Here is a 24982-nt window from a genome sequence, read left to right on the forward strand (position 1 = left end):
CCAGTGCCGCGCCGCTGTCGCGCAGCATGTGCGCCAGCCGCTCGGGCGGGTAATCCGGGTCGAGCGGCAGATACGTCCCGCCCGCCTTCAGCACAGCCAGCAGTGCGACCATCATCTCGACGCCGCGGTCAAGCGCCAAACCCACCACCACATCGGTTCCGACACCGCGATCGCGCAGCCTCCGCGCCAGCCAGTTGGCCCCGCCGTTCAACGCGCCGTAGCTCAACTCCATATCGCCAAACACCAGCGCGACAGCGTCTGGAGATTGATCGACCTGCGTCTCGAACTGCGCGATGAATGAGCGATCTCGTCGAGATCGGCACTGCGCTCGATTCCACATCTCCAGCAAAAGCCGGCGCTCGTCGTCAGGCAAAACATCCAACTGCCTCACCGGAGAACGAGGTGCGCGCTCCAGAGCTTCGGCCAGTTGATCGAGCGCCTGCTGCATTAAAGCGCACACGCGATCAGGTGAAACCGGGGGCACCACTTGCACCGTCAACCCGAGTGCCTGACCGTAGTCCTCGATCGCGAGCATCAGGGGATAGTTGGTCCGCTCTTCACCACCCAGCCACTCGATGCCGCTCAAGCCTGTGCTGTTCTCATCTGCGGTTGAGTCATCCGGCATCGCATTGTGACGGTAGTTCAGGATCGAACTGAATAAGGGCGCCGGCGCCGCGACACCACTGCATCGTTGCGCAAGCGCCAGCGAAGCATGCTCATGCGCCATCAGTTCGGCCAGCCGGGCGTGCGCATGGCGAACGCAATCTTCGACCGCGGTGTCATCGAGGTCGAGCCGCAACGGCAATGTATTGATGAACAACCCCATGGTGCGATCGCCGCCGGCGCCGGCATGCATGCGGCCGAACAGGACGGTGCCGAACACGACGCGCTCGCGCCCGCTGCTTCGCGCCACCACCTGGCCCCAGGCAAGATGGCACAGGCTTGCAAGACTCACGCCCATGCGCCGTGCCAGGGCGCGGAGCCGCGTGTTAAGGGATTCCGGCAGCATTCGCCGGGCTTCCGTCACGCCACCACCGTCACCGTGCACCCGATCGAGGTCAAACGGCATGGTCGGCTCATCTATGTCAGACAGCATGCTTCGGAAGAAGCGCTCGTGCTCCACCGTCGCTGCCGATCTGCGCGACTGCGCCACCAGATTTCGGAACGGATACGGAGCCACCAGTTCGTGACCTCGCCCGGACAATATCTTCCGGACTTCGTCGTGCATCACCTCGAGCGTGGAGTGATCGCCGATCAGATGATGCAGCAATACCAGCAGCAGCCAGCGCTCCTTGCCGGGATCGTGGGCGGCCGCAAACCGCAGTAACGGCGCCTGGCCGAGATCGATCCGGTTGCGGCGCGGGTCGAAACGCCGCGTGAGTTGCTCATGTGCCGGGCTGTCGCGATCAAGCACGACCTCAGTGACGACCAAGGAAGCCTGCCGCCAAACCACCTGCGCCGGAGTGGACAGTCCATCCCACGCAATGGACGTGCGGAGAATATCGTGACGATCGATCACCAGCTGGACGGCGGCGAGATAGCGATCGAGCAAATCGCGGCTTGCAAACGCCATCTGGCCGACCAGCAAGTAAGGATCACCCTGCCCCGACAACAGATGGTGAAACAGGATACCGTCTTGAAGCGGCGACAGCCCGTAGATGTCCTGGATGTTGGCGACACCGCCGGGCACCCTCGCCACGATGCTGTCGATGTCGGATTGCTTCAGTGCGATCAACGGCAACAGCTCGGGCATAATTGCCGTCGTTTGCGGCGTGATCAGATTGGCCGGAACATCGGTTTCTCCGCAGCTATCGAGGCTGGCAGCGAAATCTGCCAGCACGGGCTTTGCGAACAGCGAGCGCACATCCGCGCGGAGCGAATGCCGCTGCAGCCGTTCCAGCATGCGGACCGCGAGCAGCGAATGACCACCCAACTCAAAGAAATGATCGTTGCGTCCAATCCGATCGACGCCCAATAACTCGGTCCAGACCTTCGCAACGAGCTCCTCGATCTCGCCCTGGGGCGGTTCAAAGCTACCTCGTGCAAAGGCATAATCCCCTGGCGCAGGCAATGCCTTGCGATCGACCTTGCCGTTCGGCGTCAGCGGCAATGCATCCAGGCGCACGAAAGCTGACGGCACCATGTATTCCGGCAGGCATGCACGGAGGTGGCTGCGCATCGCAGCCGCGAATTCACCGGCATCGAGTCTCGCGTTGTCGTCCTTCGCGGCCACATACGCGACCAGCCGCGGGTCGCCACCGTCCTGACGCACCAGCACCACCGCATCGGCCACGCCGGAATGCTCATTGAGACGGAATTCAATCTCGCCGAGTTCGATGCGGAAGCCGCGGATCTTGACCTGATGATCATTGCGACCAAGGAACTCGATGTTGCCATCCGGCAGGTAACGTCCGAGATCGCCGGTGCGATACAAGCGTGCGGCAGCGTCGCCATTGAAAGGATCGCACACGAAGCGTTCCGCGGTCAGATCGGCGCGATTGAGATACCCGCGAGCGACCCCCGCCCCGCCAATGTAGATTTCGCCGATCACCCCGCGCGGAACGGGCGCGCCGAACCTGTCGAGCAGATAGATCCGAGTATTGGGAAGCGGCCGGCCGATCGGGACGACATCGCCATTAAAGCCCGCCTGCCGCAGCCAGGTGGTGGCGCAGACCGTTGCTTCCGTCGGCCCGTAGCCGTTGAAGACGGTGACGCCCGGAGGCAGCCCCTTGATCAGTTCGGCCTTGGGCAATTCACCGGCGAGGACCAGCACCCGCAGCGATGCGAGCCTGTTCAGATCGGTGCGTCCCTGCAGCACGGCCGGCGGCAAGGTCGCGTGCGTAATGGCGTTGTCCGCGAGATAGTCGAGCAGTTCCGATGTATTGCGGTGCTGTTGCGGACCGATGAGAAACAGCTCAGCCCCCGAGCACAGGGCCATGACGATTTCCCAGGTACTGGCGTCGAAGCTGAACGACGCAAACTGCACAACGCGGCTGCGTGGGGAGACTTCAAACAGCGCTCTCTGGGCCACCGCCAGATTCACCAGGCCGCGATGTTCGACCATCACTCCCTTCGGCCTGCCGGTAGAGCCGGAGGTGTAGATGATGTAGGCGAGATGCCGCGAAGTCAGCCCTGTATCCGCCGGCGCGGATGTCGCCAGGCTGGCGATGGCCGACGCGCTGGCCTCCAGATCGACAATCTCGCACGTCGTATTCGCGAACGTGGCGCGTGCGACATTATTGGCGATCAACAATCCCGGTTTTGCGTCATCGACGATTTCGCGCAACCGCTCCGCCGGATAAGCCGGATCCAGCGGCAGATAAGCGCCACCTGCCTTGAGCACGGCCAGCAGGCTGACCACCATGGCGACGCCGCGCTCCAGGCAGATTGCGACCGGTTGGTCCGGACCGACGCCCAAAGCGATCAGGTGCCAGGCGAGCTGATTGGCCTTCGCATCAAGTTCGCAATAACTCAGGCGAACGCCCTCATGAACCAGTGCGATGGCTTCGGGCGTTGTTCGGACCTGTTCGGCAAACAGCTCGTGGATGCAGCGCTCGGACGGGAACGGCACAGCCGTCGCGTTCCATGTGTCCAGAACGAGCTTGCGTTCTTCGACGCCTGTCACATCGATCCGGTCGACGATCTGATCCGCATCAGTGACCATGGCCCGCAACATGGCGAGCAGGTAGTCCCGGTGGCGCTCGATCGTCGCTTCGTCAAACAGCGCCGTTGCATAGTTCAAGGCGCCGATGATGTGGCCGTCCGCCTCGCCCAAATTGAGCTCCAGGTCGAACTTGACCTGCTGCAGCGGGATATCGGCAATCTCGGCCTGGAGGCCGGGCAGCTCAAGCGTTGCCGTTTCGTTGCTCTGCCAGGCGAACACGACCTGAAAGACCGGCGTATGGTCCAGTCGCCGCGGCGGGTGAATGATCTCGACGAGCTGTTCGAACGGCAGATCTTGATGGTCCTGAGCCTTGAGCGCCGCACCACGTGTACGGCTGAGCAGCTCCGCCACATCAGGCTCCGCCGACAGGTCCACGCGGAGCGCCAGCATATTGACGAAGAAGCCGACCAGACCCTCGGTTTCGCGTCTGTTGCGGTTGGCTGCCGGCGTGCCGATCACGAGATCGGTCTGGCCCGAAAGTTTCGACAACACCGCCGCCCATGCCGTCAGCACCGTCATGAATGCCGTCGCGCGATGCGATTGGCTGAGCCGCCTGATGCCGAGCGCAAGGTCGGCGTCGATCTCGATCGGCAACGACGCGCCGGCGAGAGACCTGACCGACGGCCGCGGCCGGTCTGTCGGCAATTCGAGCACCGCGGGTGCGTCCGCGAGCGCCTGCCGCCAATAGTCGACCTGCCGCTGCAATCGTTCGCCCGCCAGCCACTGCCGTTGCCAGGCGGCGTAGTCCGGATACTGAATTGCCAGCGGTGGCAGCGGATCGTCCTGGCCGGCCACAAACGCCCGATATAAGGCACCTAGCTCGCGCACGAGCACACCCATCGACCAGCCATCGGATACGATGTGATGCTGGGTGAGCAGGAACAGATACTTCCTCTCCGCGACCCGGATGAGGCGGCCGCGGATCAATGGCCCCGTGGTGAGATCGAACGGTGTGCCGGCTTCCTCGCGGCACAAGCGCGCGAGTTCCTGTTCAGCATCTTCCCGTAGCCGCAAATCATGTTCGAGCACCGGCAGGTGTTCGGCAGGCAACAATTCAACGCGCGGCTGACCATCGACTACGCGAAAGATGCTGCGCAGCGCTTCGTGACGCGCAAACAACCGATCCAGGCTACGACACCATGCACCGACGTCGAGATCGCCCGAGAGGCGCAGTGCGCCACGAATGTGATAATTGGAATTGACGCCATCGAGCTGCGCCAGCAGCCAAAGACGCTGCTGTGCAAAGGACAATTCCAGCGGTTCGTCGCGGAGGACCGCCGGAATCGAGGATGGTCCGTTCCTGTTGGCATTTCGGCCGCGGCCTCTGGCCAGCGACAGAAGCTTTCTCACCTCCGCGGGATCCAGATCCTGCAAATTCGGCTTTGATGAACCCACCATGTTCACTGCCCCGCCGCGATCAGATCCTGGAGTTCTTCTGCATCGAACTCCTGCTCGATCAGCCTGATCGACACGACGCGCGCGAATGACGCCAGCTCGGGATGAACGAACAGATCTGAAACCGGAATGGACACACCGATCTCCTGCGACACCCGGCTGAGCACCCGCACGGCAAGCAGCGAATGCCCGCCAAGCTCGAAGAAGTGATCGTTGCGTCCGATCTGGCCGACACCCAGCAGCTCGGCCCAGATCTTCGCCAGCGCAATCTCGATTTCGTCCTCGGGCGCCTCGTAGCCACGGCAGGACTGCGCGTCCGGGGGCGGCAACGCCCGCCGGTCGATCTTGCCGTTCGGAGTCAGCGGCAACTGCTCGAGCACCATGATCGCCGATGGCACCATGTAATCAGGCAGAACGGCCGATAGCGCATCGCGCAAGGCGCGGCCGTCGAGTGCCGGCTCACCACTGGCATAGGCGATCAACTGACGCCCGGTCCTGCTCTGGCGCGCCACCACGGCCGCGGCGCGCACGCCGCGCTGCTCGAGCAGGCGCGCCTCGATCTCTCCCAACTCGATGCGGAAGCCGCGGATCTTCACCTGCTGATCCGCGCGGCCGACATATTCGATCACGCCATCCGCCCGCCACCGCGCGAGATCGCCGGTACGGTAGAGGCGATCGCCGTTGCCGCCGAACGGATCCGGGATAAACCGTTCCGCCGTCAGTGCGCCCCGCCTCAGATAGCCCCGAGCCAGCCCAACACCGCCGATGAACAGTTCGCCGGTGACACCAACCGGCACCATGTTGAGGTCGGCGTCGAGGATGTGAGCGGACCTGACACCAACGGGCCGTCCGATCGGCGCGGGCTGCCCCGGCATCAACGCGGCGTCGTCGATCAGCCACGCCGTCGGCGCGATCACCGTTTCGGTCGGGCCGTAGGCGTTGATGAGAAGATCGACATCGGCGGCCTGGCGGAGCGCCTGGATTCCGGTATCCGACCAGGCTTCGCCGCCCACGATGCACGCCCTGATCGAGAGCCTGCGTCCGCTCTGCCGCAGTGCCGCACTCAATTGATCCGCATAGGCCGGCGGCAGAAAGATCGTCGAGACCGAATTTCTCTCAATCTCGCCGACGAGGTCGTCGATCAGCAGACCTGGCTTCGACGGCAGGACGAGCGCTCCGCCCGTCATCAGCGGCACCAGCCATCGCTCGTGGGCGATGTCGAAATTGATCGAGGCCGACTGGAATTCCCGGTCGCGCGACGTCATGCGGTACAGCCGGCCGATCGCCTCGCAATGCATGGCCAGCGGCCCGTGCGTTACAGCCACGCCCTTCGGCATTCCGGTCGATCCCGACGTGTAGATCACATAGGCAAGGCTGTCCGGATGGATTTCGACATTCAGGTTGCCAGTGTCTTCGCTAACGATCTGCTGCGGTTCGTCGATGCACCAGGCATCGACCCCGGTCTCGCGCAGGACCGGTGCGAGAGGTTCGAGCAGCGCGCTTTGTGTCAATACCAGGGTCGCCGCGCTGTCGCGCAGCATGTGGGCGAGGCGTTCGGCCGGATAGTCGGGATCGAGCGGGAGATAGGCGCCGCCTGCTTTCAGAACAGCCAGCAGCGCCACCATCATTTCCGGGCTGCGCGCCAAGGCGATGCCGATCAGGCGATCTGGACCGACGTCCCAGAGACGAAGCCGTCGCGCAAGCCGGTTCGCCCGGGCGTTCAACGCGCCATAGCTGATGCGCTGATCGCCCCACGCAATCGCAACGGCAGAAGGCGCCTGCGCGGCTTGCGTCTCGATATACGTGACGACACCGACATGGGAAGCAGGTGATGCCGAACGCGCTGCACCGGTCCAGTCCAGGACTCGTCGGGCTTCGTCATCGGCGGCTGATCCGAGAGCGCCGATCGGACGATCCGCATTGGCTGTAATCCGTTCCAGCATCCCATGCAGCAGATGCCGAAGATGCAGGACTGCTGCCTCGTCGAACCGGGCCCGGTCGTAATTGAATTCAAGATTGAGCCGGTCGCTTCCGGCGAACACGGCAACCGCCAGCGCATAGTTCGTCGGCGTCACATGGTCCACGCGTCCCAGGCGCGGGCCGCTCTCCCCGGTCCGCCGCAACGCGGCATCGATCGGATAGTTTTCGAACACCAGAATGCTGTCGAACAACGTCTGCCCGGCATGGCCGGCAAGGCGCTGGATTTCGTAGAGCGGCGTCCAGCCATGCTCGCGCAAAGCCAGGTTCCGCTCTTGCAGCTGTCGCAGCCACTCGCCGACACCCGCCTGCGGGTTTGGCGCGTCGACGATCGGCAATGTGTTGATGAAGAGTCCCACCATCTCCTCGGAGCCCGGCAGTTCCTCCGGCCGGCCCGATACGGTCACCCCGAAACAGACGGCGGTCTGCCCCGAATGCCGCCGCAGCACCTGCGCCCACGCGCCCTGTATGAGCGTATTGAGCGTCACCCGCTCGCGCTTCGCAAAGACCATCAGCCGTTCGGTCAGCTCCGCATCCACCGCAAGTGCAATGCTGGCGTGCTCGTTGGCCTCCGATGCCTTGTCGTTCGGTACCAGCGTATTCGCCAGCAGAGTCGGCGCCTCCAGCCCTGCCAACGCATCGCACCAGAATTTTTCGGCGCCTGAGTGATCGCGGCCCTGCAGCCATGCGATGTAGTCGCGATAGCTGCCCTGCACCGCGGGCAGCGCGCCACCGTTCACATGCTGCAGCACCTCTGCAACCAAGCGGGCCGAGCTCCAGCCGTCGACAAAAATGTGATGATGGGTCCAGATCAACCAGTGACGCTTGTCGTCGAGCCGGATCAGACGCACCCGCTGCAACGGCGGCTGCGAGACGTCAAAGCCGGACTCGCGTTCGCACCGGGATACCTCCGCCAGCGCGGCATCCAGTTCCGCGCGGTCGCCGCTGCGTTCGAGCGATGCCGTCCGGTTGCGCCAATCCTCTTCGACGAACGGCACCGCTACATGGCGGTGCACTACCTGCTGTGCTGTGCCCGACAGATTCTGCCAGACAAAGCCGGTCCGCAGGGCGGCGTGCCGATCACTCACCGCCTGCCACGCCATGCGAAGCTTTTCGGTATCGAAGCCGAACAACTCGAGTCCGACCTGGTTCACATAGGCATCGTTGTCGCCATCGCGGAGCGCGTGGAACAGCATGCCCTGCTGCATCGGCGAAAGCGGATAGATGTCCTCGATGCCGCGGAGATCTAACGTCGTCCCCAGCCGGTCGAGATCAGCCTGACCGAGCCCGGACAGCGCAACGTCCGACGGGGTGATACCGAATGCTCCGCTGCAGCAATGCGCCACCAAATCGCGCAGGGCCGCCTCGTAAAGCCCTGCCAGCCGCTCGATCGTCTCGCGTCGATAGCGCTTGCGTCCATATCCGAAGGACAATCGCAGACGCCCTTCACGCACCAGACCGTTGATGTTCAGCCACCCCCGCAAGGGCGCAGCGGCGCTGCGAGACGGACCTGCGCTCTCGGGCGCAAAGGCGAAGCGCTGGGAAGCGCCCACGCTGCCATCGAACCGGCCGAGATAGTTGAAAACGATCTGCGGCTCGGCCAGTTGTGCCAGTGCATGGCGCTGATCCTCGGAGCCGAGATAGCGCAACACGCCATAGCCAAGCCCGCGGTTCGGGATCGCGCGAAGCTTTTCCTTGACCGCCTTGATCAGAAAAGCATCGTCGCCCGCCCCACCCTGCAGCCGCACCGGGAAAGCCGTCGTGAACCAGCCCACGGTGCGAGAGATATCCGCTCCAGGGAATATGTCCTCGCGGCCGTGGCCTTCGACCTCGATCGTCACATCGTTGCATCGGCTCCAGCGCGAGACCGCACGCGCCAGGCTCGCCAGCAAGAGATCGTTGACCTGCGTCCGATAGGCGGCGGGCGCCTCTTCAAGCAGCCTTGAGGTCAATTCGGTGTCGAAAACCAGCGACACCTCCTCACCGTCACCGACGAGATCGACGCCGCCATGATTATCGTCGCGTGGCAGGCTCGGGCCCGCCCCACAATCGAGCCAGAAGGGCAGTTCGTCTGCAACCTCCCTGGTCGTCGCGTAAGAATGCAACCGCTCGCCCCAGGACGCAAAGGATTCGCTCTTTGGCGGTAGCGCGACGGCGGTGCCGCCTTGCTTCAACTGATCGTAAGCCGAGGCAAGGTCTTCCAGCAGGATGCGCCAGGATACGCCATCGACAACCAAATGATGGATCGCGACCAGCAGCCGTTGGCTGCCATCCGCAAGGTCCATCCCGACCGCACGCAGCAACAGGCCAGAAGACAGCGACAGGCTCTCCTGTGCGGCAGAAGCAAGCGCGGTGACACCCGTCCCGTCACCGACGTCAGTATGAATCCATAGCAGCTCGGACCGCGCCGGCGGACCGCCCTGCTCTGCCTGCCACGCGCCGTCCACCTGCTTGAACCGCAGGCGCAGCGCATCGTGGTGCTCCACGACTGCGTTAAGGGCACCTCGCAGCGCCTCCCAATCCATCCGCGTTTGCGGGACCAGCAGCGCAGCCTGATTCCAGTGATTCCGGTTGCCGATATCCTCCCGGAAAAAGCGAGCCTGGATCGGCAGCAGATGACGCATGCCGGTAGCCGGATCGCCATCGGTCGACGTCTTCGTATCCCGCGTCTCTTTCTTTGCGGCCGGTGCTGCCGTGATGGCGGCGATGGTCGCCAGTCCGGCCACGGTTTGCTGGCTGAACACCTGTTTCGGCGTCAGGCGGATGCCGCGCTTGCGCAAACGGGCGATGATTTGCAGGCTGAGAATGGAATCGCCGCCGAGCTCGAAGAAGTTGTCGTTGCGGCCAATGCGCTCGCGGCCGAGCACCTCACGCCACACCGCGGCGATCGCCTCCTCAGTGTCGCCCACAGGCGCGGCATAGCTCGACGCAACCGCCTCATCAGCCGGTGCCGGCAACGCCTTGCGGTCGACCTTGCCATTGGGCGTGAGGGGCAGTCGCTCCAACATAATAATGTGTGACGGCACCATATATTCCGGTACCACCGCAGCCAGTTGCTGCTTGATCAGGTCCGACTTCGGCGTGGCGCCGGTGCCGGGCACACAGTAAGCCACGAGTTCCTGCCGCTCGGCCCTCGCACCGATCGCGCGCGCGACAACCACCGCGTCATCGATCCCCTGCAGCGCCTTGATGGCGCGCCCGACTTCGCCGAGCTCGATGCGATAGCCACGTAGCTTGATCTGATCATCGGCGCGGCCAAGGAATAGCAGACGGCCTGCCCGATCGCAGCGAACACGATCACCGGTCCGGTACAGCCGCTCTCCGGCCGGCCCAAACGGATCAGGAATAAAGCGTTCGGCGGTCAAGCCGGCCGCGCCACGATACCCCCGCGCGAGGCCGGCGCCCCCGATATAGAGCTCGCCCGTGACGCCGATCGGGACTTCGTTGAGCGCATCATCCAGAACGTGGACGCGCAGATTAGCGAGCGGTAGGCCAATCGGAACCGGTCCCGCCCCGCTTGTGGGCTCGCATTCATAGGTCACCGCACCAACGGTCGTTTCCGTCGGTCCGTAATGATTCACAATCCGGCATTGCGGCTGCAACTGCCGGACCTCGTTCAACAGCGCAGGATCGCAGGTCTCCCCACCAAGAATGAGCGTATCGCGCGGCAGGAGATCGGCCGAGCGCGATGCCTGCAGCAGGCCGCGCAGATGGCTGGGCACGATCTTGAGAATGCCGACTTCACCGTCGCGCATGGCCTTTGCGAACGACTCCGCATCGAACACGGTTTCCGGAGACAGCAGATGCAGCGTCACGCCGGAGGCGAGCGCGCCGAACAGGACGGTGTGGCCGAGATCGGCCGCCACGGTCGAGACCATCGCCATGTTCGCCAACGGCTGAGGCTGCAGGCGTTGCAACAGGGCCTGCACGTAGTTGGCCAAAGCGCCGTGCGAGACGGCGACACCCTTGGGCGCGCCGGTCGATCCGGAGGTATAGATGACGTAAGCGGTCTGCGCGGGGTGAATGAAATTGTCGGGCGACGCGCTCGACGTTTCCTCGCGCGCCGCTTCGGCGTCCGCATCGAGCACAAGGCAATCGAGCGCAAGCGCGTCCGCCAGCTTCTCGCCCGCAGCCAGCACGATATCGATGCCGCCATCCTCCAGGATGCGCCTGATGCGCTCCAGCGGCCATTTCGGATCGAGCGGCACATGGGCACCGCCCGCCTTCAGCACCCCAAGCAGCGCAACGACAAAAGCAGGCGAGCGCTCGATCCACAGCGCAACCGGCACGTCGCGTGTCACGCCTTTGCCGGCGAGCATATGCGCAATGCGGTTCGACTTTTGCTCTAGCTCCGCGAAGGTCAACGTCTCGCTGCCGCAACGGATGGCAACCGCGGCCTGCTTGTCGGCTGTCACCGCGCGATAAAGACCGACAACATCGGAGAAGCCAAACACGGCGGTCTGGCTCGGCACGACCTGGCGGTTCGCATCGTCAATGACGAAGTCCGATATCCGCCGTTCCGCATTATCAGCGATCTGGCGCAGCATCGAACCGAATTGTGCCGCCAGCCGCGCGACCGTCGGCGAGTCGAAGAGATCGGCGGCATAGTTGAAGGTCGCCTTCATGCCGCTCGCGCCATCGACGATATCAAGCGCGAGGTCGAAATGCGAACCGGCGAGGTCCATGATGTCGATCTCGGCGGCGAGCCCTTCGACGCTATCGAACCCGCGTGGCGCCGTCATGTAGTTGAACTTGGCCTGGAACAGCGGATTGTGGCCGCCGCTTCGTTCAGGACGCAGGCCATCGACAAGCATTTCGAAGGGCAGATCCTGATGTGACAGCGCCTCGATCACCGCTTCCCTGACCTGTCGGAGCAGGCTCGGGAAGGTCGCTTCGTCGGCGATCTCGGCGCGCAGCACCAGCGTGTTGACGAAACATCCGATCAGTCGCTCAAGCTGCACGTGCCGACGTCCCGCGACCGGCACGCCCACACGCAAATCGCTTTGCCCCGTATAGCGGTACAACAGCGCCTGATACGCGCCGAGCAGCAGCATAAAGACGCTCGCCCGATGCTTCGCAGCAATCTCCCGGAGCCGCGTGGCAAGCGCAGCATCGATCGCAAGGCCGATCGTATCCCCGGCATGACTTTGCGTCGCCGGACGCGGCCTATCATGGGGCAGAGCCAGCACAGGATGCGCATCGCCCAGCTTTGCGCGCCAATACGCGAACTGCCGGTCTCCCTCACCACCCGCGAGCCAGCTTCGCTGCCAGGCTCCGAAGTCCGCATACTGAATCATCGGTATCGGCGGCGCACCCGCGCTCTGCCCGATGCTGCTCCGATAGAGCCCAGCCAGCTCGTCGAGCATCACATCGAGTGACCAGCCGTCGACCACGATGTGATGGGCAAGCAGCAGAAGTTCGTGCGCGTCATCTGCGAACTGAAGCAAAGCTGCCCGGAACAGCGGTCCGTTCACGAGGTCGAAGGGCCTCGCGAGCTCGGATCGTCTGAGCTCAGCGGCATGTTCAGCGCGGTCGAGCGCGGGATATGAACGGAGATCCTGGTGCCTGATACCAACGCTCATGGCGTCGTGAATGATCTGCCTTGCGCGACCGTCGGCCGCGACGAACGTGGTGCGCAGCACCTCGTGACGCCGAACGACCTCTCCGATCGCTCGCGACAAGGCGGCATGATCCAGCCTTCCTTCCAGGCGGATCGTGCTGGCAACGGTATAGGCCGTCCCAGTGGGGTCCATATTCCAGAGGAACCACAGCCGCTCCTGCGCATGCGACAAGGTCGCGCGATCGGCCGCCGGTGCCCGCGGGATCGGCGGCAGCGTCCGCTCCGCGCCGGTCTGTGCCAGGCCATCGACATGGCCCGCGAACGCTGAGAGCGTCGGCGCGTCGAAGAAGCTGCGCAGTTCCAGCTCGACGCCGAAGCGCTCGCGGAGCGCGGCTGTGACCTGTCCGGCCGCGATCGAGTTTCCGCCCAGCACGAAGAAATCGTCCTCGCGATGCACGGCCCTGACGCCAAGCGCGTCGCGCCAGATCGAGGCCACGGCGTGCTCGGTATCGCTAACCGGAGCCGTCAATACGGTCCCATCGCGGCGACGCCCTCTTTCGAAAACCATAAAACTGTCGAGCGTATTGTCGGCCCAGCGTGTCGCGCAGGCCGAACGCTGCAGTTTTCCACTCGTCGTCAGCGGCATCGCCTGCGGATTCAGCAGGACGATGACGGCCGGATATTCCTGCGCCTGCCGCAGCACCGCCTCTCCGATCGCATGGGCAAGCGCTTCGGGATTGCTGCGCTTGAGAACAGTGCGGCTGAACTCTGCCGCCACGCCAATGCTTTCCTGTCCGTCCATCTCGACCGCAAAAGCCGCAACCCGTCCGCTGCGGACCAGTTCGACATCGGCCTCAATCGCCTGCTCGACGTCCGTCGGATAGACGTTCTGCCCGCGAACGATCAGGAGATCCTTGAGCCGGCCGGTGATGACCAGCGCGCCGTCCCGGATAAAACCAATGTCTCCGGTACGAAGCCAGCGCACGCCGTCGCGCTCGACGAAGGCGTTGTGCGTGGCCTCGGGGTTATTCCAGTATCCGAGCGCAACGCTGGGACCGGCGACCCAGATCTCGCCGATTTCGTCCACCTCCGCTGCCGTCGATCCATCGGACCGCATGATGCGCGTGGCATGATCGGCGACCGTTTGGCCGCACGCCACGAGGTCAGTGCCTTCGTCCGCGGTTGCAACGCGGCCTGCGGCAAGCGCCGGCGTGTCGAGCGTGTAGCTGACGGTCTCAGTGGTGAGTTCACCTGCCGTCACCAGCAACGTCGCCTCAGCCAGGCCGTAGCAGGCGGTTAGCGCACGCCGGTCGAACCCGGCCCGTTCGAAGCGTTCGCCGAATCTCCTCAGCGTGCTCTTGCGGACAAATTCCGAGCCGGAGAATGCGAACTTCCAGCGGCTCAGGTCGAGCCGACCGATCGTTTCATCAGAAATGCGATCGGTGCACAGCGCGTAAGCGAAATCAGGTCCACCGCTAATCGTGCCGCCGTAACGATCGATCGCCTCAAGCCAGCGCCGCGGCCGCTCGAGAAAATTGCGCGGCGACATCAGGACGGCGGTAAAGCCTGTGAACAGTGGGTTGAGCAATCCTCCGATCAATCCCATGTCGTGATAGAGCGGCAGCCAGCTTACAAAGATGTCGTCGAGCGTTCCGCCGGCTGCGGCCTGGATGGCCTTCTCATTGGCCGTCAGATTACCGTGCGAGACGCACACGCCCTTCGGCTGCGATGTCGATCCCGACGTGTACTGCAGGAAAGCGATCGCATCCGCCGCAGGCCTCGTCTCTCGCCATTCCGCAGCGAGGTCGGGCGGGATCGTATCCACCGCAATAATCTCGGCGTTCGCCAGTTCGGGAAGCGCTGCTTCCACAAGAGAACGGAGCGCCGTTTCCACCAGGATGAAGCGGGGCGCCGCATCGCGCAGAATGCCGTTGAGACGTCCCGTATAGCGCTCCGGGCCGCCCTCCGGCGGATACGCCGGAACGGCGATCACCCCCGAATACAGGCACGCGTAGAAGGCGACGGCATAGTTGACCCCGCTGGGCAGCAGGATGACCGCCCGCTCGCCCGCGCCGCCCAACTGCTGCAACCGGGCCGCGACGGACCTTATCCGGGCGTCGAGCGCGGCGAATGTCAATTCACCGGCGACATCGTCCCCTTCCAGGAAGCGCAACGCCGCCCTGTCGGGACGCAGTGTGGCGTGTTCGCGCAATCGTTCGACAAGGTTGTCTCTATACATCTTCTCGAAATCCTGTCCGAACGCGAATCGAAGCCCCTCACCTTCCAGGTGACAGACGCCGATCAACTCTGCCGATGGGCTTCCGCCATTGCGACGATCACCGTGCGCGGCCCCTTGAATGGTGCGCGCGCATGCGCGGTGAGCATGTTGTCGAGCATCACGACGTCGCCGGCCTGCCATGGGAAGCTGATCTTGTGCTTTTCGAGAACGCTGCGAACGGTCGACAGCGTCTCATCGTCGATCGGCGAACCGTCACCGTAGAAGACGTTGCGCGGCAGATCGACCTCGCCACCGACGACGTCGAGCAGGCTCTCGCGCACTTCCGGCTCGAGGTTGGAGACGTGAAACAAATGGGCCTGGTTGAACCAGACCCACTCTCCGGTCACCGGATGCTGCGCCGTGCCCTGACAAATCTGGCGCGTGCGAAGCTCGCCGTCTTCCTTCCACTCGCATTCGATGTCATGCGCGGCGCAGTAGGCTTCGACCTCCGGCCTGGAGTCGGTGCCGAACACCTGCTGCCAACCGACGTCGAGGCCGTTGCCGTAGTTCCGCACATACATCACGCCCTTGTCGGCGAAACGCTCGCGAATCGCCGGCGGCAAGTCCCGATAGATGGCGCGGCTGTCAGCGACCGGCGTCTCGCCGCCCTCCAGCGCCGGCTGCATGCAATAAAACCAGATCTTCATCGGCCAATCGCGCGTATAGGCCTGCTCGTTGTGCAGCGGGATATGCTGGTGCGGCGGATATTCGGTGGACGTGTAGACCCCGGAGGTGACCTGCGAGCGCGGCGTCGATCCGAACTCATAGGTGAGCAGCGGATGACCGAAATCGGCTGCGAAAGCCCGAAAGGCGCCGGGACCATCGAGAGAGAAATCGCGAAACACGATCCCTCCGCAATCGGTCAGATGCCGGTCGATGGTGTCCCGCAGCGTGGGAAGCGCCGCGCCAAGCGGCTGCCCGGCCTTGTCGGCCCTAAGCAACAACGGAAGGCGCTTGCCCTCAATGAGTGGCTGTACGGAGAACACGCTCATGATCCTCGCTCCGATGCAAACCAATCGATCGCCCCGATTGCAGGGCCATGGCCGCTCCGATCAAGTCGATCAGTTCAGCTTGCTGGGTGTGAATGAAGAAGTGGTGCCCCGGCAGCATGTGAAGCGTGAATTCCGCCGAGGTCTCCTGCCGCCAGGCCTGGAGCGATTCACGGCCGGTGTCGTCGTCTACACCGCCAAAGACGTGCACGGGGCATGGCAACGGATGCCGCGGCCGATAGACATAAGCACCGCACATCAGGAAATCGGCACGGAGCACCGGAAGCGCCGATTGCATCAACTCTGCATTCAACAACGCTTCGTCCGGCGTGCCCTGCAGATTGCGCAATTCCCTGAGTAACTCCTCGTCACTCAATGGCAGGCGCCATTTGCTGCCATCGCGAACGGCCGGCGCCTCCGCGCCTGACGCAAAGAGAATGGCCGGTGCAGGCGCGCCGCGATCGAGCAGGCTATGCGCGAGCTCGAACGCAATCAGCGCACCAAGGCTGTGCCCGAACAATGCGTAAGGCGCGTCAAGCTGCGCGCCAAGCTCGCGAGCGAGCTGCGAAGCAAGCGCGCCGGGATCGGTCGCGAGCGGCTCGTCCATGCGCGCGCCGCGGCCGGGCCACTCCACCGGGTAGACGTCGATCCACGACGGCAGAAGCCTGCGCCACCGCGCATAGAACATGGCGCTGCCGCCGGAGTAAGGCAGACAAAGAAGCCGCATCGGAAGACAAGGCTCCGTTTGCTAGGCCGACTGCTGCGGCGCCGTTTCGTCCATGAATTTGCGGAGCGTCAGCGGGCGCATGTCGGTCCACACCTGTTCGATGTGATCAAGACACTCCTTCTTGCTGCCGCTCTTGCCCACCGCTTTCCAGCCGTTCGGAATTTCCTTGAACGTCGGCCAGATGGAGTATTGCTCTTCGTGATTGATAACGACGGTGAAGGTGACGTCGTCTCTATCGAACACCATCATGGTTCGGCCCCTTCTTGGAAAACGAAAGCAATGGCGTTTGACTAAGTCAGAAGCAAATGATGGTCAAAGCAATATCGGCGCCGAAGTTTTTAATAGCTCCAAGGTGGCGATACCGTGACACAATGCAACCTCCGCGCTTGCGGGCAGATGAGCATGGCAAGTTACTGATTTGCAAAACGATACGCAGTTTCTTGCAATTCTAGTTTGCGGGTTGGAACAATTTTCGAGATTCGAAAATCGCACGCGCGTAGCACCCGATTTTTTTCATCGCATTGTCATCAATTTCGACAAGCGAAGATTTTGCTGACAATGCAGATCAAAGAAAAGCCGCCGCGGACGAGATCCGCGGCGGCGTAACGTGCAAGCGACTAGATCGGCGCAGGGTTCAGAAATTGAACGTCGTCGACACGAGATAAGTTCGCGGAGCGCCAAGCGAAACGGCACTGCTGACCGTGCGGTAGGAGTTGTAGTACGCCTCGTTGAAAACGTTCTCGACAGCGGCGCGGATGACGATAGGCTTACCGTTCCAGGGAGACAGGAAGGTATAGCGCGCGCCGAGATCGACTCGCGTCCACGCCGGAAGCACTTGCGTATTCGCATCATCGGCGTAACTTTCACCGGTGTAAATGACCCTGCCCGTCAGGGTAAGACCGTCCACGAAGGGAGTGTCCCATTCGGCGCCGATATTGAGATTGACCGTTGACACGCCCACCGGCGTTTTGCCGTTGTAATTGAAGATAGCTCCGCCAAACCCTGGATACGTATACGATTGCGAAACCACTTCGCCGTTGATGAACGTCACGCCGCCGAGAACCCGGAACCAAGGCGCCAACTCACCGAAAGTGTAGAGTTCAATGCCGCGATTGCGCTGCTCGCCCACAAGCTTCCTCGCAGGCAGCCGTCCCGGCACGAAAACTGCTGTTGCGTTCGGAGCAGTAATATCGAAATAGCTGCCAGTGAAGGTGACGCGGCCCAAATCGACCTTGGCCCCGGCTTCCATTTGCTTGGTCTGACCGGGCGGAAGGATCTCTCCGACGTTCGAATACGTCGTAACTCCGGAGACAATTTCCGGCAATTTGAGACCCTCGATGTAGTTCGCATAGAGAGAAACGTTTTCGACGGGCTTCACGATGATTGCATAGCCTGGGCTCCAGGTCGCAACGTCCATGTGCGACGTGGTGGGCGGAGTGTTCACCAAGTTCTGGCTATCCGCACCCACCGTCTGCCTTCTGGCTCCGACAACGAGCTGCAGCCTGTCGCCGAACATCGACATCGTGTCGGCGATGCCGACGCTGCTCATGTTCGTCTGGGTTTTCAAATTCTGGACGATGGTGGTGAAGTTCGGCAAAGGAATCGGGAGCGGATTGTACAGGTTCGAATTGACTGTCCCGCCGGACCTGCCGAACGTGTGGTAGTCGCGATCGAAGGTCGAGTAGTTGACGGTAAAGAGATGGTGGACGGGTCCGGTGTGACCAGACGCGCGAAAGCCGATCTCGCTCGCATAATTGTCAAAGATGTCGAACCCCTTCAGAGCAGGATTTGACCAGTTTCCCACCACGCCGCCGGCGTTGGTGATGCGTGGCGATACATATTGGTAGTTGTTCTCGCTTCTGTGATAGCCGCCCGCGGCATACATCGTGAGCCAGTCGGTCATATCGACTTCGGCACGCGCCATCGCGAACGAATCTCTCGGCTTCCAGGTCGCCCAGTCCGGCATGTAATTGGTGCCGGGCCTCGGTACGGGCGGGACCGGAATCCCGGGGGGTGGAAAGGGCGGACTGGTCGTGAACGTCAGGAACCGCTGCGGTGGAGTGAGATCTTCGGCCTGATAACCGAAGTCCACAGAGACACGTGCACGCTCACCGCGATAGTCCATGTTCAGCACCGCGTTGCCGAGCTCATCGGTCTGCCGGTCAATTGCGGTCTGTCCGCCCCTCCCCCCACCGTTGAAACGGATTCCGAATTCCTTGTGCTCGCCATAGCGGCGCGCCACATCGATAAACGCTCCGAACTGGGACTTGGAAATATACACGCCGGTCAACTGCGTGATGTCGTAGTCGGGCGCCCGCTTCGTCACCAGGTTAATGCTGCCCCCGATGGCGCCGGCAGGCGGCATACCACCGAGCATGACACCCGGACCTTTCAGAACCTCGACCCGGTCCAAATAGTTGGCCGAAGTCGAATAGGCCGGCGCCATGCCGTAGAGGCCGTTCATGGCGTAGTCGCCGCTATCGTAGTAGAAACCTCTGATATAGAGGCCGTCGACGCCGTTGCCGGCGGGTGTCTTGCTCCGAACCGAAGGGTCGTTGAACAGCACGTCGGCGACGGTGCGTGCCTGCTGGTTCTGCATCAGTTCTGCGGTGTAGCTAACCTGGTTGAACGGCGTGTTCATGACGCCGCGATTGCCGAGAAATCCGACCTGGGATCCCGTGGCAACCTGCCCTCCCGCATAGGGAGCGGGCGGAGCGCCGAGCGCGCCCGTCGATGGCACCACATATGGCACCGGCTCGACCCGGCGAAGTGCCGGCGCCGCGACACGGCGTGTTGTACGGGAGCTGGAAGTTTGCGGCCTTCGATTCGTCTGCCGCGCTCTCGGCTGTGAAGGAGCATCCACCGTCACCGGCGGCAAATTCTGCGCGAACGCTTGCTGGCCGCTCGAAAAATCCAGCGAAAGCACGAGATAACTCACCGCCCCCAGCGAAACAGCGCGCACAACATTTCTCGCAGCGACTTGATACGTCATACTTCCACCCCAAAGCCCACAAGCAGGTCTGGGTGCTCGTTCTAACTTCCGAAGTGGAAACAGCGAGTAGAAGCCATCTAAGGTGATGGTGTGCGCGCGCAACAGATTGCGTCAGTGGCGATAGAGCAACACCACACACTTTCTAATTGTTCAAAATTGCAGCACCAAGATTTTTAGGCGTTCAAACACGCGCTCAAGCGAATCAATTTCGTTTCACGGGATTCCGTGCGCCACCACGTTTTGAATCTTTCTAGTTTTTATCCATTCTAACCTTCTGCGTGACTATCAAGCGCAGCAAAAGATGGAATCATCATTGCGCTATTGCCCGCGTTCAAACCTTTTCAATCCAGCAGGTTGCGCAGAGCCCGCATGAAAACTTTCGCACCAAGTTCAATGAGTTCATCGGGAAAATCATAGTTCGGCTCGTGCAGGCCGGGATGCTGCTCCCCTGCGCCAAGGAAGAACATCGCGGCCTTGGATCGATAGTTGAATCGTCCAAAATCCTCCGAGCCCCGCAGCGGAAGGCCTTGCGTAGAATGACGCACGCCTTCTGCATCGAGCGCGCTTCTGAGATGCGCAACAGCCTCCGCGTCGTTCAAGCAGTGACTGAATACGTCGCGGTAGGTGGTTTTGACCTTCAGCCCCTCGCTCGCCGCCACGCGTTGCACCAGATCTTCCGCCTGCAGACGTATCCGCTCCATCGCCAGATCGGTCAGCGTTCTCAGCGTCACCCAAAGCTCGGCATGACCGGGCGAGATGCCAAATGCCGGTTCTCCCAGCCTCGCATGGGTGACCGTCACCATCGAGAACGCTTCATCCAGGGCTCCGCCCCGTCCCAACGTGGTGATTTCGTTTAGCAGCGTTGCGGTGGCTCGTTGCGGCGAAACACCGAATTCGGGGCTGGAGGCGTGCGCGGTTCGCCCCGTCAAGACGATCTGCATCCCGCGCGACGCGCAATTGACCAAACCTTCGGCGATCGAAACCTGCCCTAGCGGAAGTCCCGGCAAATTGTGCAACGAGAAAACAAAATCAGGCCGCACCTCTTCGAACTTCGCATCGGCAAGGACCGCTGCCGCGCCGGAGCCATCCTCTTCAGCCGGCTGGAACAGGAGCACAGCCCGTCCCCGCTTTGGGCGTTGCCGGCCCAAGCCGCGCGCGATCGCCGCCAGAATCGTCATGTGACCGTCATGACCGCAGAGATGCGCTTTTCCTGGCACACGTGAGCGGTACGCCAGTTCCGAGGTCTCCTCTATCGGCAATCCATCCAGCTCGGCCCGAAGCATGATGGTCGGGCCGGGCGCGTCCCCTTCGTAGATTCCGAGCACGCCATGACCGCCAAGCCCCGTAACTACCTTGTCGGCACCGGATGCATGAAGAAGCGCCTGCACGGCTTGCGCGGTCTTCTCCTCCTGTCCTGACAACTCAGGCTTGCTGTGGAGCTCGCGGCGCCACGCGATCAGGTCAGTCCATTCGTGCTCGGCCAGGAACATGAGATCGCTCATACATTCGGTAAATGGGTTCGCGTCGAAAAAACGCGTCAAATCAAAAATCTAGAGCCCCGTTCCGATGCAATCGGAACGGAAAAGGCTCTAGCGGCGCAGCTTGTATCCCGCGGCATCTCGGTCCCACGTATCGGCTGTCCTCCCGGCCTCGCGCAGCACGACCTTTCGGATCTTGCCGTTCTCGGTCAACGGCATTTCGGCGACGATCCGGACAAAGCGCGGCACCGCGAAATAGGCCACGTTACCCTCGCAATGCCTGACGATCTCGACGGGGTCGAGCGCGTGGCCGGGCTCGAGTTGAACGGCGGCCGCAACTTCATCCTCGCCGAGCTCGGACGGCAACGGATAGACGGCGCAGGCAGCGATTGCCGGATGCTCCAGCAGCACCTGCTCCACCTCCCACGACGAAACATTCTCGCCGCGCCGGCGGATCGAATCCTTCATCCTGTCGATAAAGCGGTAGTGGCCGTCTGCGTCGCGCACCGCCCGATCGCCCGTGTGAAACCAGAGATTTCGCCATGCTTCGGCCGTCTTATCAGGCATTCCGAAATAGCCCGTCGAGAATGCGAGCGGCTCGAGCGATCGTAGCAGCAACTCGCCGGCCTCACTGTCAGGGAGAGGCGCGTCGTCGGGGCCGACGATGCAGGCCTCCACGCCTTCGACGAGATGGCCCATGGTACCGGGACGATCAGACGGGACCGGGCTCGCGAACACGAAATTCGTCTCGGTCGAACCGTAACCGTCAAGCAGCGGCACGCCGAAGCGCTCGAGAAATGGACCGTGAAACTGGCCAGGCACGCCGCCGCCGAGCGCGACGCGCAGAAAATGCGCGGTGTCGTTCGCCGACGGCGGCTGCGCCAGCAGCATCATAGCCATCGCTCCAAGGAGATAGCCGACCGTCGCCTGATGCCGGCGCGCCGCTGCCCAGAAGCCGGAGGCCGAGAATTTCGGCTCGAGCACGTAGGTGCAGCCGTTGAGGAGCGCCTGATAGAACGCGTTCAGCGCATTGGTGTGGAATAGCGGCAGTGTCGTGAACAGGACATCGCCCTCAAGGATACCGAGCGCACGCGCCGAATAGACGCCCCACCAGAACATCTGCGCCTGCGGGCAGCAGACGCCCTTGGCGGGACCTGTCGTGCCCGACGTATAGAGGATCGCAACCGTGTCGTCCGGCCGCACCGGCGCGGGCGAGGCTCCCTCGCCAAGCGCAGGCAGCGGCGAGATCGATCGCTGTGCGGCCGGAGACGCGGCGCGCTCTCCGATCGTCCAGATAATGTCCGGCAGCGTAACGTCGCGTTCCAGCGTTTCAATCGCCGGCATGAAGCCCGACTCGATCACCAGCAGTTTCGGCGTGGAGTTGCGAAGGATGTGGCTGAGCTGGATGCCGCGCAGCGCCGTGTTGATCGGCACGGCCACGGCGCCCATCCAGGCGCAGCCGAGATAGACTTCCAAAAACTCCGGCCGGTTCGAGCACATCAGCGCGACGCGGTCACCGGCACGAACTCCCGCCTGCATCAAGCGCCCGGCCGACGCCGCCGCGATGGCGGCCGTCTCGGCATAGCTCCATCTTGTTTCGCCGAAGACAAACAGCGTGCGATCGCGGTATTGCGCGGCCTGCCGCGTCAGAATAGTCGGGAGAACCCGGTCCGCCGGCGGGAAACGTTCAACCGCTTGCGACCAGATCGGCGTACCCCGCCGCTGCTTGACCGCGCTGCTCTCACCTGCCTGCACACGCACCTCCTGGGGTTTCGCCGGGCCGGCCTGCGATAGATCGCACTTGGCCAAAGAGATAGTTTAGGCTTAAAGTATTCACGAAAGCTGCCGCCGCAGCAAGGACTGCGTGCGGGTTCCGGCCGCCCCTTGCGGCGGCTGGAAGCATGAACAGGAGCTGTGTCCTCAATGAGTCTCGACACTCCGTATCGATCGCCATCCGATGCCTTCGCGGCCACGGCCGCAAGGCGGCCGGACGCGCCGTTCCTGCTTGCTCCTGCAAGCGCGCAACTTCCCTACGCGCCGGAGGGATTCAACATCGCCTACGGAGCGTTCAAGAGCGAGGTTGACCTGCTGCGCGCGGAATACGCATCCGCCGGCTATGGACGCGGGGCGCGGGTTGCCCTGCTGCTCGAAAATCGTCCGGTCTTCTTCCTGCATTGGCTCGCGCTCAATTCCCTCGGGGTTTCGATCGTTCCGATCAACCCCGATGTTCGCCCCGACGAATTGTCCTTCCAGCTCGAGCTGTCGCAGGCTGACCTGCTGGTGGCGACGCCGGATCGCATTCACGTGACCAAGGATGCCGTGCTCGGGCGCGCCCGCCTGATCGATACCGACAGCCGCATCCCGCCGTGCCAGGCGGAGGTTGCCGCCCAAACTCCCGAGTTCAACGACGAGTGCGCGCTGCTGTTCACCTCAGGCAGCACCGGCAAGCCAAAGGGCTGCATGCTGTCAAACCGCTATTTCCTTCAGGTCGCCGACTGGTACCTCGCGCAGGGCGGCGTGGCCAAACTGCAGGCGGACCGCGAGATCAACCTGACGCCGCTGCCGATGTTTCACATGAACGCGCTCGGCTGCAGCGCGGTCGGCATGATGGTGCTCGGCGGCACCGTGGTTCCGCTCGATCGCTTCCACGCCAACCGCTGGTGGCAGTGTGTAGCCGACAGTGGCGCCACCGTCGTACATTGCCTCGGCGTCATTCCCGCCATTCTGCTGCAACTGCCGGTGACCGAGGTTGAAAGGCAACATCGCGTGCGTTTCGCGTTCGCGCCCGGCGTCGACGTCCGCCACCGCGCCACATTCGAGGAGCGTTACCGCATCCCGATCGTAGAGGCCTGGGCCATGACCGAGACCGGAGGTGCGGCGGCAACGACCACCGCGCGCGAACCGGCGGGGTTTGGCGCGCGCTGCGTCGGGCGGCCATCTGAAGGCATGGAGTATCGCCTCGTTGACGATCGGGGCGCCGATGTCGCGCTTGGTAAACCCGGCGAATTGCTGGTCCGCGCCAAAGGCGACGATCCCCGCGCCGGATTCTTCAGCGGTTACCTGAAAGACGAGGAAGCCACCGAAGCGGCGTGGCAGGACGGCTGGTTCCGCACCGGAGACCTCGTCTTCGCCGATGAAGACGGGCTTCTTTATTTCTTCGATCGCAAGAAAACCATCGTGCGGCGCAGCGGCGAGAACATCGGCGTGCTTGAGGTCGAAAGCGCGCTGTACATGGACACACGCATCGGCGGCTGCGCGGTGACGCCCGTTCCCGACGACATCCGCGGCGAGGAGGTTTTTGCCTTCATCGTGCCGAATGCCGAGGTCGATGACGATGACGCCGCTGCGCTCGCGGCCTCAATCGTCAGGACCTGCGCCGAACGGCTCGCCTATCACAAGGTGCCCGGCTATGTCGCCATCGTCGACGAACTGCCGCTGTCGTCGACGCGCAAGCTCGCCCGTGGCGAGATCAAGACGCTCGCGGCCGCTTCCGTCAGCGACAAGCGCGCGATCGACATGCGCGCGCTCAAGACGAAGCTGCGCCACGCCTGAGCCGCGGGCGCCGGCTCTCTAGAGCGTTTTCAAGCGAAGTGGATACCGGTTCGCGTCAAGAAAACGCGTCAACAAAGAACCTAGAGTCCGGTTCTGATGCAATCAGAACCGGGCTCTAGTCTTACTGCGTCATAAACCGTCAAACCTCATCCTGAGAGGCTGTGACCCTATTGGAGGTTAGCAGCTCTGGCGAAGAGGGATTGGGCTATGTGACTAGTCCAAACTGGCTAGCGTTGATTGTCTGGCTTCAAGCTGCAGCCCGGAGCAGGCGGTGGCCGGCCAGGATGTTGTTGGTGAGTGCGAACCAGTGCAGGACTGTCTGGACCTTTTTGAGGCCGCGTACCGTGAACTGCTGCAGGCCCCAGTTGCG

General features: G+C 62.8%; 9 protein-coding genes. 1 reads left to right on the forward strand and 8 read right to left on the reverse strand.

Going from position 1 to position 24982, the window contains the following annotated elements; all coding sequences use genetic code 11:
• The 8 genes from GWE18_RS40005 to GWE18_RS40040 form a co-directional block, all read right to left on the reverse strand.
• Positions 1–5014 (reverse strand): amino acid adenylation domain-containing protein (locus GWE18_RS40005; protein WP_342804342.1); only part of this gene is annotated, 5014 nt, incomplete at its 3' end.
• A 50-nt stretch (positions 5015–5064) separates the two neighbouring features.
• Positions 5065–14835: a non-ribosomal peptide synthetase gene (locus GWE18_RS40010; RefSeq protein WP_275191027.1), complete on the reverse strand. Its 9771-nt coding sequence runs from the start codon at positions 14833–14835 to the stop codon at positions 5065–5067.
• Positions 14836–14897: 62 nt separating this feature from the next.
• Entirely contained in the window at positions 14898–15866 is a 969-nt protein-coding gene (locus tag GWE18_RS40015) for a TauD/TfdA family dioxygenase (protein WP_275191028.1), read from the reverse strand.
• Positions 15835–16590, reverse strand: coding sequence for an alpha/beta fold hydrolase (locus GWE18_RS40020; protein ID WP_275191029.1), 756 nt, complete (start codon positions 16588–16590; stop codon positions 15835–15837). Before GWE18_RS40020 ends, GWE18_RS40015 begins: the two co-directional genes overlap by 32 nt.
• A gap of 21 nt (positions 16591–16611) precedes the next feature.
• Complete coding sequence (locus tag GWE18_RS40025; RefSeq protein ID WP_057854363.1) at positions 16612–16839, reverse strand: MbtH family protein; 228 nt, start codon at positions 16837–16839, stop codon at positions 16612–16614.
• 385 nt (positions 16840–17224) lie between these two features.
• On the reverse strand, positions 17225–19582 hold the full coding sequence (locus GWE18_RS40030) for a TonB-dependent siderophore receptor (RefSeq protein WP_275191030.1): 2358 nt from the start codon (positions 19580–19582) through the stop codon (positions 17225–17227).
• A 341-nt stretch (positions 19583–19923) separates the two neighbouring features.
• On the reverse strand, positions 19924–21072 hold the full coding sequence (locus GWE18_RS40035; protein ID WP_275191033.1) for an amidohydrolase: 1149 nt from the start codon (positions 21070–21072) through the stop codon (positions 19924–19926).
• Between the two features lie 99 nt (positions 21073–21171).
• Positions 21172–22815 carry an ATP-dependent acyl-CoA ligase gene (locus GWE18_RS40040; protein WP_275191031.1) on the reverse strand — a complete coding sequence of 548 codons (1644 nt, stop codon included), beginning with the start codon at positions 22813–22815 and terminating at the stop codon, positions 21172–21174.
• Between the two features lie 168 nt (positions 22816–22983).
• Between GWE18_RS40040 and GWE18_RS40045 the strand changes: the two genes are divergently transcribed.
• Positions 22984–24612 (forward strand): AMP-binding protein, encoded by a 1629-nt coding sequence (locus tag GWE18_RS40045; RefSeq protein WP_275191032.1) that lies wholly within the window; start codon positions 22984–22986, stop codon positions 24610–24612.
• The last annotated feature ends 370 nt before the right edge of the window (positions 24613–24982 follow it).

The sequence above is a fragment of the Bradyrhizobium sp. CSA112 genome (assembly GCF_029051645.1).
Classification (GTDB): domain Bacteria; phylum Pseudomonadota; class Alphaproteobacteria; order Rhizobiales; family Xanthobacteraceae; genus Bradyrhizobium.